We start from the raw sequence: 11,665 nt of genomic DNA on the forward strand, positions 1-11,665 counted from the left end.
CACAGGAGAACTGAACATGGCTACCAACCAACGTTACCGCAAACCGCTGCCCGGTACAGATTTGGAATATTACGACGCGCGTCAGGCGTGTGAAGATATCAAACCAGGCTCTTACGACAAGCTGCCTTATACAAGCCGTATCTTGGCTGAGAACTTGGTCAACCGCGCAGACAAAGTCGACCTGCCTACGCTGCAAAGCTGGCTGGGCCAGCTGATTGAGGGAAAACAGGAAATCGACTTTCCTTGGTATCCGGCACGCGTGGTGTGTCACGATATTCTGGGTCAGACAGCGTTGGTGGATTTGGCAGGCCTGCGCGATGCGATTGCAGAAAAAGGCGGCGATCCTTCCAAAGTGAATCCGGTGGTGCAAACCCAGCTTATCGTTGACCACTCTTTAGCCGTTGAATGCGGCGGCTACGATCCTGACGCCTTTCGCAAAAACCGCGAAATCGAAGATCGACGCAACGAAGACCGTTTCCACTTCATCAACTGGACAAAAACCGCATTTGAAAATGTGGACGTGATTCCAGCGGGCAACGGCATTATGCACCAAATCAACTTGGAAAAAATGTCGCCGGTTGTCCAAGTCAAAAACGGCGTGGCATTCCCTGATACTTGTGTGGGTACAGACTCACATACACCGCACGTCGATTCATTGGGCGTGATTTCCGTGGGTGTGGGCGGTTTGGAAGCCGAAACCGTAATGTTGGGCCGTGCGTCCATGATGCGTCTGCCTGATATTGTCGGTGTTGAGCTGACCGGCAAACGCCAGCCGGGCATTACTGCCACCGACATCGTGTTGGCGCTGACCGAATTCTTGCGTAAAGAGCGCGTGGTTGGAGCATTTGTCGAATTCTTCGGTGTGGGCGCAAGAAGCCTCTCCATCGGCGACCGTGCCACTATTTCCAACATGACCCCTGAGTTCGGCGCGACTGCTGCGATGTTCGCTATTGATGAGCAGACCATTGATTATTTGAAACTGACCGGCCGCGACGACGCGCAAGTGAAATTGGTGGAAAACTACGCCAAAACCGCAGGCTTGTGGGCAGATGCCTTGAAAACCGCCGTTTATCCTCGTGTTTTGAAATTTGATTTGAGCAGCGTAACACGCAACATGGCAGGCCCAAGTAACCCACATGCCCGTTTTGCAACCGCCGATTTGGCCAGCAAAGGCTTGGCTAAACCTTATGAAGAGCCTTCAGACGGCCAAATGCCTGACGGTGCAGTGATTATTGCCGCGATTACTTCGTGTACCAATACTTCCAATCCGCGCAACGTTGTTGCCGCCGCGCTGTTGGCACGCAATGCCAACCGTCTTGGCTTGCAACGCAAACCTTGGGTGAAATCTTCGTTTGCCCCGGGTTCAAAAGTAGCCGAAATCTATTTGAAAGAAGCAGGCCTGCTGCCTGAAATGGAAAAACTCGGCTTCGGTATCGTTGCCTTCGCATGTACCACCTGTAACGGCATGAGCGGCGCGCTGGATCCGAAAATCCAGAAAGAAATCATCGACCGCGATTTGTACGCCACCGCCGTACTTTCGGGCAACCGCAACTTCGACGGCCGTATCCATCCGTATGCGAAACAGGCTTTCCTCGCTTCGCCTCCGTTGGTCGTTGCCTACGCGCTGGCAGGCAGCATCCGTTTCGATATTGAAAATGACGTACTCGGCGTTGCAGACGGCAAAGAAATCCGCCTGAAAGACATCTGGCCTACCGATGAAGAAATCGATGCCATCGTTGCCGAATATGTGAAACCGCAACAATTCCGCGACGTTTATATCCCAATGTTCGACACCGGCACAGCGCAAAAAGCACCAAGCCCGCTGTACGACTGGCGTCCTATGTCCACCTACATCCGCCGTCCGCCTTACTGGGAAGGCGCATTGGCTGGGGAACGTACATTGAGCGGTATGCGTCCGCTGGCGATTTTGCCCGACAACATTACCACCGACCACCTCTCGCCATCCAATGCGATTTTGGCCAGCAGTGCCGCAGGCGAATATTTGGCGAAAATGGGTTTGCCTGAAGAAGACTTCAACTCTTACGCCACCCACCGCGGCGATCACTTGACCGCCCAACGCGCAACCTTCGCCAATCCGAAACTGTTTAACGAAATGGTGAGAAACGAAGACGGCAGCGTACGCCAAGGTTCGCTGGCACGCGTTGAACCAGAAGGTCAAACCATGCGCATGTGGGAAGCCATCGAAACCTATATGAACCGCAAACAGCCACTCATCATCATTGCCGGTGCGGACTACGGTCAAGGCTCAAGCCGCGACTGGGCTGCAAAAGGCGTGCGCCTCGCCGGTGTGGAAGCGATTGTTGCCGAAGGCTTCGAGCGTATCCACCGCACCAACTTGATCGGTATGGGCGTGTTGCCGCTGCAGTTCAAACCGGGTACCAACCGCCACACCCTGCAACTGGACGGCACGGAAACCTACGACGTTGTCGGCGAACGCACACCGCGCTGCGACCTGACCCTCGTCATCCACCGTAAAAACGGCGAAACCGTCAAAGTTCCGGTTACCTGCCGCCTCGATACCGCAGAAGAAGTGTTGGTATATGAAGCCGGTGGCGTATTGCAACGTTTCGCACAAGACTTTTTAGAAGGAAATGCAGCGTAAGGTAAATCGGGCATAGTCAAAATGCCCGGGCTACGCTCAAAAAGGTTTTCAGACGGCCTCGAATGTTTGAGAGGCCGTCTGAAAAAACCATACTAAAAAATACAAAGGAGAATTCGGAATGCCGCAAATTAAAATTCCAGCCGTTTACTACCGCGGCGGTACATCTAAAGGCATTTTCTTCAAACGTACCGATCTGCCGGCCGCTGCGCAGGAAGCAGGCGAGGCACGCGACAAAATCCTTTTGCGCGTACTCGGCAGCCCAGACCCTTACGGCAAACAGATTGACGGTTTGGGCAATGCCAGTTCGTCCACCAGCAAAGCCGTGATTTTGGATAAATCCGAACGCGCCGATCACGATGTCGATTATTTGTTTGGACAAGTTTCCATCGACAAACCTTTTGTCGATTGGAGCGGCAACTGCGGTAATCTGACCGCCGCCGTGGGCGCATTTGCCATCGAACAAGGCTTGGTCGATAAATCCAAAATCCCTTCAGACGGCATCTGTACCGTCAAAATCTGGCAAAAAAACATCGGCAAAACCATTATTGCCCATGTGCCGATGCAAAACGGCGCAGTTTTGGAAACAGGCGATTTTGAGCTTGATGGCGTAACGTTCCCTGCCGCTGAAGTACAAATCGAATTTTTAGATCCGGCCGACGGCGAAGGCAGTATGTTCCCAACCGGCAATTTGGTCGATGAAATTGATGTGCCGAATATAGGCCGTCTGAAAGCCACGCTTATCAATGCCGGTATTCCAACCATTTTCCTGAATGCCGCAGATTTGGGCTACACAGGCAAAGAGTTGCAAGACGACATCAACAACGATGCCGCGGCCCTGGAAAAATTTGAAACCATCCGCGCGTATGGCGCGCTGAAAATGGGTTTGATCAGCGATGTATCCGAAGCTGCCACCCGCGCGCATACTCCGAAAGTCGCTTTTGTCGCCCCCGCGGCCGATTACACCGCTTCAAGCGGCAAAACCGTCAAAGCTGCCGACATCGACTTATTGGTACGCGCGCTGAGCATGGGCAAATTGCACCACGCCATGATGGGCACCGCTTCAGTTGCCATCGCTACCGCTGCCGCCGTGTCCGGTACGCTGGTCAACCTTGCAGCCGGAGGTGGAGCGCGTAAAGAAGTCCGTTTCGGTCATCCGTCAGGCACACTGCGTGTCGGTGCCGCCGCCGAATGTCAGGACGGCCAATGGACGGCCACCAAAGCGGTTATGAGCCGTAGCGCACGCGTGATTATGGAAGGACAAGTCCGAGTGCCGGAAGATTGCTTTTAAGTTTTCATACGGCCGCAGCACTAAACAAGGCCGTCTGAAAACCAAATAAGCAGATTTTAGTCAGGTAGCGATACCTGCAATGGAGATTAGGGTTGGGCATAAAGCCTGACTAAACACCAAACCAAAGGCAATCTGAAAAGCTCTCAAATGTTCTTGCTCTTTTCAGACGGCCTGAAGCCAAAAATAATCAAAAATTCAAAGGAGAAACACCATGTCCAACCAACTCATTCTTGTTCTGAACTGCGGCAGCTCTTCACTCAAAGGTGCCGTTATCGACCGTAAAAACGGCAAAGTTCTCTTAAGCTGTCTCGGCGAACGTTTGGGTACGCCCGAAGCAGTCATTACGTTCAGCAAAGACGGCAAAAAATGCCAAACAGCTTTGACCGGCCGTAACGATCATGCCGGTGCCGTAGGTATGTTGCTGAAAGAACTTGAAAAACACGGCCTGCACGACCGCATTAAAGCTATCGGCCACCGCATCGCCCACGGCGGCGAAAAATACAGCGAATCTGTTTTGATCGATCAAGCAGTAATGGACGAACTCAATGCCTGCATTCCGCTCGCTCCGCTGCACAATCCTGCTAATATCAACGGCATTTTGGCTGCGCAAGAGCATTTCCCGGGTCTGCCCAATGTCGGCGTGATGGATACTTCGTTCCACCAAACCATGCCGGAGCGTGCCTACACTTATGCCGTTCCGCGCGAATTGCGTAAAAAATACGCTTTCCGCCGCTACGGTTTCCACGGTACCAGCATGCGTTACGTTGCCCCTGAAGCCGCACGGATTTTGGGCAAACCTCTGGAAGACATCCGTATGATTATTGCCCACTTAGGTAACGGCGCATCCATTACCGCCATCAAAAACGGCAAATCCGTTGACACCAGTATGGGCTTCACGCCGATTGAAGGTTTGGTAATGGGTACACGCTGCGGTGACATCGACCCGGGCGTATACAGCTATCTGACTTCACACGCCGGTTTGGATGTTGCCCAAGTTGATGAAATGCTGAACAAAAAATCAGGTTTGCTCGGTATTTCCGAACTCTCCAATGACTGCCGTTCTTTGGAAATTGCTGCGGATGAAGGCCATGAAGGCGCACGCTTGGCTCTGGAAGTGATGACTTACCGCCTTGCCAAATACATTGCTTCGATGGCTGTGGCTTGTGGTGGCGTTGACGCACTGGTATTTACTGGCGGTATCGGCGAAAACTCGCGTAATATCCGCGCTAAAACTGTTTCCTACTTGGATTTCTTAGGTCTGCACATCGACACCAAAGCCAATATGGACAAACGCTACGGTAACTCCGGTATCATCAGCCCGACAGGTTCTATGCCGGCTGTCTTGGTTGTTCCAACCAATGAAGAGCTGATGATTGCCCACGATACGGCTCAGTTGGCCGGCTTTATGGAAGAAGCAGGCTAGGACGAAGATTTTCCTAGACCATAAACAATAAAAAGTGCGGATTCATCATCCGCACTTTTCTAATTACATCTCAATCAAGCCACTTGGGTTTGATGTTCGTCACCGTTGCGCTCACGAACTGCGCCCAAACGGTAAACGGTTTCGCCTTGTTCGCTCAAGAATGCTTGTACCGCATCGGCATCTTCTTTAGCAATGATAACGACCATACCAATACCGCAGTTGAAGGTACGGTACATTTCTTGGGTTTCCACATTACCTGCTTTTTGCAGCCATTGGAACAGTTTAGGCAATTCCCACGCTTTGGCATCGATTTGTGCGACGGTATTTTCAGGTAAAACGCGAGGTACGTTTTCGGTAATGCCACCGCCGGTAATATGGGCCATGCCTTTAATGGTGAATTTTTCCAAAGCGGCAAGGATAGGTTTCACATACAGGCGGGTAGGGGCGATAATGGCTTCGCGCAAAGTTTTACCGTTGTCGAATTCCGCGTCCAAATCAGGATTGTCGCGCTCGATGATTTTGCGTACCAAAGAGTAGCCGTTGGAGTGTGCGCCGTTGGAAGCCAAGCCCAAAACAACGTCTCCGGCCTGAATGCTGCGGCCGTTAATAACGCGTTCTTTTTCAACCACACCGACGGCAAAACCGGCCAAGTCGTATTCGCCTTCGGGATACATGCCCGGCATTTCGGCAGTTTCACCGCCAATCAAAGCGCAACCGGATTCTTCGCAACCTTGGGCAATACCTTTAATCACATCAGTCGCGCGGGCAACATCCAGCTTGCCGCAAGCGAAATAGTCCAAGAAAAACAAAGGTTCTGCACCTTGGACCAAAATGTCGTTGACGCTCATTGCAACCAAATCGATGCCGACAGTATCGTGTTTGTCCCAGTCGAATGCCAGTTTCAGCTTGGTGCCGACGCCGTCCGTACCGGAAACCAATACCGGATTTTTGTATTTTTTGCCGATTTCGACCAAAGCGCCGAAACCGCCCAAATCACCCAACACTTCAGGGCGCATAGTACGCTTGGCAAAAGGTTTGATGTTTTCGACCAGTTGATCGCCTGCGTCGATATCCACGCCTGCGTCACGATAGCTCAAAGAAGTGCTCATTGGATTTCCTTATTCGGGTATGGGTAGATTGTCGGAGCGTATTTTATCTTAAATTAGAGGATTCAGGCTGATTTTTTTGGCATTATTGTCAACAATTTTTATTTTATCTTAATAGCCGTCACGCGTTCAGACGGCCTTTGTGAATCTGTTATACTGCTTATTTATTTCGAAAACCTTAAACATCAATTGGGAAATACCTTTTTATGTATCAAAAGAAAGCGCGCAGTATAAAACCGTGGATTATTATGGCTTGCGTTATCGCGGCCTTTATTTGGCTTTTATATGCCTTAGGCAATGTTTTGACGCCGTTTATTGTGGCTGCCATTTTGGCCTATGTTTTGAATCCCTTGGTCGAATGGCTGCAATTGAAGCGTATCCGCCGCGCGCCGGCCTCCATGATTATTATGGCGTTTGCTTTGCTGATATTACTGGCGTTGATGCTGATTATTATACCTATGCTGTTAAATCAGTTTAATAATCTGGCCGAACGCCTGCCACAAATCGTGGGCTTCGTTCAAAACAAACTGCTACCATGGCTCAACAGCGTCAGCGGGGATTATATTCAAATCGATCAAGAATCAATCATCGCATGGTTGCAATCGCATACGGATGAGTTGAGCAATACGCTCAAAGAATGGATTCCGACCTTGATGCGTCAAAGCGGCAACGTGATCAGCGGCGTCAGCAATTTGGTGTTGTTGCCTTTGTTGCTGTATTACTTCTTGTTGGATTGGAAACGCTGGTCTTCCGGAATCAGTAAATTGGTTCCGCGCCGTTTTATCGAAACTTACACGCGTATCAGCGGCAATATGGATGAAGTTTTGGGCGAGTTTCTGCGTGGCCAGCTGATGGTTATGATGATTATGGGCTTGGTTTATGGATTGGGCTTGATGCTGGTCGGTTTGGATTCCGGCTTTGCCATCGGTATGATTGCCGGTATTTTGGTATTTATTCCGTATTTGGGTGCATTTACCGGCCTTTTGCTGGCAACAGTTGCCGCGCTTTTACAATATGGCTCATGGCAGGGTTTGTTGATGGTCTGGGCTGTATTCGGTGTCGGACAATTCTTGGAAAGCTTTTTCATTACGCCTAAAATCGTCGGCGACCGTATCGGTTTGTCTCCGTTCTGGGTGATTTTCTCGTTGATGGCTTTCGGACAACTGATGGGTTTTGTCGGTATGCTTGCTGGTCTGCCGCTTGCCGCCGTAACATTGGTTTTATTGCGTGAAGGCGCATCTGCCTATTTCGGCAGCCATTTCTACAAACATAAATAAATCATATTAAGGCCGTCTGAAATCCAAGTTTCAGACGGCCATTGATAACAAAGGAAGTCTATATGTTAGCCATTATCGGCGGCAGCGGTTTGACCAAACTGCCGGAACTCGAAATTACCGAACGAAAAATCGTACGTACTTCATACGGCTTAACCAGCAGCCCTATTTTATTCGGCAGGTTGGGGCGCTTGGACATTGTTTTCCTTGCACGACACGGCTTCAGCCATACCATCGCGCCGCATGAAATCAACTACCGCGCCAATATCTGGGCGTTACACTCTTTAGGCGTCGAAAACATCATTGCCATTTCCTCAGTCGTCGGTATCAATCCCGATTTTGAAAACGGCAGTCTGGTGTTGCCGCACGATTTGATCGACTATACCTATGGCCGTAAAGATACTTTTTTTGAAGGCCAAGAATGCCCTGTCGTCCATACCGATTTTTTCAACCCTTATTGCAATGAATTGCGACAAGAATTGTTGAATATCACGAAAGCGCACAATGTGCCGATTTACGATTCCGCCGTTTATGGCTGCCTGCAAGGTCCGCGCCGTCCAACCCGCGCAGAAATCGCCCGTTATCGCCGTGACGGGGTAGATGTACTCGGTATGACCGGTATGCCTGAAGCCGTTTTGGCCAGAGAGTTGAAAATGGCCTATGCTCACTTTTGCAGCGTCAGCAGCATTGATTGCTTTGATAGCGGAGTAGGGACTGTGGGCTGTAATGAACAGACTTCTATGGCGATGACGAAAATCCGACAGTTATTGAATGGTTTGTAACTGATAATGCCGTCTGAAATGATGTTTTCAGACGGCATTGTTTATTTAAGAAGCCGTTTCACGCGCCCAATGGGGCAGGGAGGCTTTTTGTTTGCGGAACGAGGCAAGTTTCATACCCCGACATTTTTCAAAAATCAATTCGACCCCGCTTTGCAGCTGTAAAATCAAATTGGTATGCGTTTCCGTTTTAATAAAATCGATATTGCGTTGTACTAAGCGCTGAATGACGGCATATACATCAAGGCAGCCATTTGCAAAAAACCACGGATTCAATTTTACCCAACGGCCGCCGCTTAGTGCAGCATCAGGCTGAAAATCAGCGCGAATCTGTGTCAAACGATTGTCGGAGAAATGCAGTTCGATATCGCCATAAAGCCAAATATTCCAGCCTTTTTGTACCAACAAGCCTTTAGGAACGCAATCAGGCGCAGGAAACATCTGCAAAATAGACTCTGCCGATTGTCCGATTTCCAGATAATCAAACCGGCCGGTATACAAAAAATCATAAATATCAATGGCAATAGGAAAGTGGTAGCGCATGGCAACAACCATAGAAAAGCAATTAACCAAGCTATCTTAAACTTAAAATATAATGAAATCAATTCTTATTACTATTTATTCAATATAAGAAAGGCCGTCTGTTGTTCAGACGGCCTTGTAGCCTTTGGCTTAAACCCATATTTTGGTTTACTCAGCCTTTAAATCAGCCACGCATTGCTTATCGCGTGCCTCAAAAGCTTCCGCGCCACCCAAGAGCTTGAGTTGCTCCTCTGGGCTGATTTTGCCGAAGTTTCGGATTTGTTCGTCAGAGAGTTTGCTTAAGGGCTGATCCCACATACAGACACAATAGTCTTGAGCCAATTTCTCGTTTTGCGCATCCAAACCTTTTGCCTTCAAATCAGTTTGCCATTTTTCAGCAAAAGGAATGTTTTTTACGCAAGACTCCACCACATTTTGTTTCATCTGCGGCTTGTTCATGGCGCATTGTGAGAGCAGGGCAGTCAGAGCCAGCAAAGACAAAATAATCCATGCCCAAATGCGAATGGTGCGGATTTTTGCCTTGGCTTTCTTTCTAGCTGCCAGTTGCTCTTCAGACGGCCTTTCCGTTTGTTGCTCAGTCATGCAGGCTTTCCATGCGGATCATGGTGATCGGAGCCTCCACGCAGCTCAGAGCTTCAATCACTGCGATAGCGCGTTTGACGTTGTGTTCCACTGTGGTGTGAGTCAGAATCACGATTTCGGCAGTGCTTTGATTAATCACGCCTTTTTGAATCAGAGCCTCGATAGAAACATTTTCTTTGGCCAAGAGTGCGGCAATTTGACCCAAAGTGCCCGGTTCGTCAGTTGCTTGAACGCGCAGATAGTAGCTGCTGGTGATTTCATCCATAGGCAGAATATTTTGCGCTTGAACTTGTGAAGGTTGGAATGCCAAGTGAGGAACACGATGGTCAGTTTCCGCTTCAATTAGGCGGGCAATATCAATGATGTCGGCAACCACGGCAGAAGCAGTTGGCAATGCACCGGCTCCTGCACCGTAATACAAGGTTTCACCAACCATATCGGCATTGACACGGACAGCATTCATCACGCCGTTAACGTTAGCCAGCAAACGGCTTTCAGGAATCAGAGTAGGGTGTACGCGCAACTCGATGCCTTTGTCGGTTTTACGGGTAATACCCAACAACTTGATACGATAGCCAAGTTCTTCAGCGTATTTGATATCGCGGCTGTCGAGTTTGCTGATACCTTCCAAATAGCAGGCAGAAAAGTTCATCGGCGTACCAAATGCCAATGCGCTCATAATCGTAATTTTATGGCCGGCATCATGACCTTCGATATCAAAAGTAGGGTCAGCTTCTGCATAGCCCAAAGCCTGAGCTTCTTTCAATACGTCTGCAAACGCGCTGCCTTTTTCACGCATTTCAGTAAGAATGAAGTTGCTGGTACCATTAATAATACCGGCAATACTGCGGATTTGGTTCGCAGCCAAACCTTCACGCAAAGCCTTGATAATAGGGATACCGCCGGCAACAGCAGCTTCAAACTGCACCATGACATTTTTTTCTTCCGCCAAAGGGAAAATTTCATTGCCGTATTCAGCCAACAGTTTTTTATTGGCAGTAACAATGTGTTTACCGTTTTCAATCGCTTTCAATACCGCATCTTTGGCAATACCGGTGCCGCCAAACAATTCAACAACAACATCAACATCTTGATGTTGAACCAGCTCAAACGGATCTTTGATAAAAGCAGCATTCGGGCAAATTTGTTTGGCTTTTTCTTCGCTCAAATCACAAACAGCAGAAATACGGACTTCACGTCCCAAGCGGCGGCTGATTTCCGCAGCGTTGTCCTGCAATACAGTGGCCGTACCGCCACCGACTGTACCCAAACCTAAAAGACCGATATTTACTGGCTTCATTGTGTCTCCTTTTGAGCCGATACTTTAAAATAATCACGAAAAACCAAGGCTTGTTATAATCGCTTGCAATCGTAAATTCAGAGCAAAGCATCAATGCACAAGGTCAAACGTTGAATCCTACCTGATATTGCTTGATTTTGCACCTTTTTTTGCAAGTTTCCCAAGGCCGTCTGAAAATCGTTCTACCATAAAAACAGGAATTGCCATGAAAATCACAGAAAACCATATCGATGAAGCCACATCATTTTTTTCATCCTCACAAGGCATATTGCAAATCGGTGAACAAACATACTCAGAACCCATTTGCTGGCAAAATGGCAAAGTGAGCATCATTCCTCAAACAACCATCGAAGAATTAAATGAACAAATTTTTATATCAGCAATTAAAACAGCAGAAAACCGTCCAGAAGTCATTATCATAGGTACAGGAGCAAAACAAAAATTTCTGCATCCCAAAATTGCTGCAGTTTTATCAGCCTACGGCATCGGCTTCGAATGCATGAACACAGCTTCAGCTTGCCGAACTTTAGTTTTACTGCAAGGAGAAGGCCGAAGCACATGGGCTTGGTTATGGCCATAATTTGTAGAAAAGACTATTGCATCATGCTAGTCTAAGTTCGCATAATTTATATTATGTTAAATTCATAATGCTAGTATTTTAGTCTATCAATTCCAATTTCTCTTAATTCTACAATTACTTACAATATTCAAAAACAAAAAGGCCGAGACCTTTGCAAAATTCCCCAA

Annotated in this window: 10 protein-coding genes; 6 read left to right on the forward strand and 4 right to left on the reverse strand. The window is 48.6% G+C overall.

The annotated features are described in order from the left end of the window. The first annotated feature begins 16 nt into the window (after nucleotides 1–16). The 3 genes from acnD (at nucleotide 17) to HMPREF3047_RS01090 (ending at nucleotide 5,334) form a co-directional block, all read left to right on the forward strand. On the forward strand, nucleotides 17–2,623 hold the full coding sequence (gene acnD, locus HMPREF3047_RS01080) for a Fe/S-dependent 2-methylisocitrate dehydratase AcnD (RefSeq protein ID WP_070711960.1): 2,607 nt from the start codon (nucleotides 17–19) through the stop codon (nucleotides 2,621–2,623). Nucleotides 2,624–2,741: 118 nt separating this feature from the next. Then, on the forward strand, nucleotides 2,742–3,911 hold the full coding sequence (gene prpF, locus HMPREF3047_RS01085; RefSeq protein WP_070711961.1) for a 2-methylaconitate cis-trans isomerase PrpF: 1,170 nt from the start codon (nucleotides 2,742–2,744) through the stop codon (nucleotides 3,909–3,911). Nucleotides 3,912–4,122: 211 nt separating this feature from the next. After that, nucleotides 4,123–5,334 carry an acetate kinase gene (locus tag HMPREF3047_RS01090; RefSeq protein WP_049343851.1) on the forward strand — a complete coding sequence of 404 codons (1,212 nt, stop codon included), beginning with the start codon at nucleotides 4,123–4,125 and terminating at the stop codon, nucleotides 5,332–5,334. A gap of 74 nt (nucleotides 5,335–5,408) precedes the next feature. Here the strand turns inward: HMPREF3047_RS01090 and purM are convergent, their stop codons facing one another. Continuing rightward, entirely contained in the window at nucleotides 5,409–6,443 is a 1,035-nt protein-coding gene (gene purM / locus HMPREF3047_RS01095; protein WP_003686290.1) for a phosphoribosylformylglycinamidine cyclo-ligase, read from the reverse strand. Between the two features lie 203 nt (nucleotides 6,444–6,646). Here purM and HMPREF3047_RS01100 point away from each other — a divergent pair, with 203 nt between their 5' ends. Further along, nucleotides 6,647–7,717: an AI-2E family transporter gene (locus HMPREF3047_RS01100; protein WP_070711962.1), complete on the forward strand. Its 1,071-nt coding sequence runs from the start codon at nucleotides 6,647–6,649 to the stop codon at nucleotides 7,715–7,717. A gap of 62 nt (nucleotides 7,718–7,779) precedes the next feature. Beyond that, a complete protein-coding gene (locus tag HMPREF3047_RS01105) occupies nucleotides 7,780–8,496 on the forward strand; it encodes an S-methyl-5'-thioinosine phosphorylase (RefSeq protein WP_070711963.1) in 717 nt (238 codons plus the stop codon). Nucleotides 8,497–8,541: 45 nt separating this feature from the next. Here the strand turns inward: HMPREF3047_RS01105 and HMPREF3047_RS01110 are convergent, their stop codons facing one another. From HMPREF3047_RS01110 to HMPREF3047_RS01120, 3 genes are all read right to left on the reverse strand, one after another. Further along, the gene (locus HMPREF3047_RS01110) at nucleotides 8,542–9,036 is read right to left on the reverse strand and encodes a hypothetical protein (RefSeq protein WP_063075906.1); all 495 of its coding nucleotides are present in this window, start codon (nucleotides 9,034–9,036) and stop codon (nucleotides 8,542–8,544) included. A gap of 147 nt (nucleotides 9,037–9,183) precedes the next feature. Next, on the reverse strand, nucleotides 9,184–9,618 hold the full coding sequence (locus tag HMPREF3047_RS01115; protein WP_004520379.1) for a hypothetical protein: 435 nt from the start codon (nucleotides 9,616–9,618) through the stop codon (nucleotides 9,184–9,186). Then, on the reverse strand, nucleotides 9,611–10,918 hold the full coding sequence (locus tag HMPREF3047_RS01120; protein WP_070711964.1) for a homoserine dehydrogenase: 1,308 nt from the start codon (nucleotides 10,916–10,918) through the stop codon (nucleotides 9,611–9,613). The genes HMPREF3047_RS01115 and HMPREF3047_RS01120 overlap by 8 nt, the downstream gene beginning before the upstream one ends. Before the next feature lie 205 nt (nucleotides 10,919–11,123). Here HMPREF3047_RS01120 and HMPREF3047_RS01125 point away from each other — a divergent pair, with 205 nt between their 5' ends. Continuing rightward, nucleotides 11,124–11,498, forward strand: coding sequence for an Mth938-like domain-containing protein (locus HMPREF3047_RS01125; protein WP_070711965.1), 375 nt, complete (start codon nucleotides 11,124–11,126; stop codon nucleotides 11,496–11,498). Nucleotides 11,499–11,665: the final 167 nt, after the last annotated feature.

Origin of the sequence: Neisseria sp. HMSC075C10 (assembly GCF_001815615.1) — a bacterium.
GTDB lineage: Bacteria > Pseudomonadota > Gammaproteobacteria > Burkholderiales > Neisseriaceae > Neisseria > Neisseria subflava_A.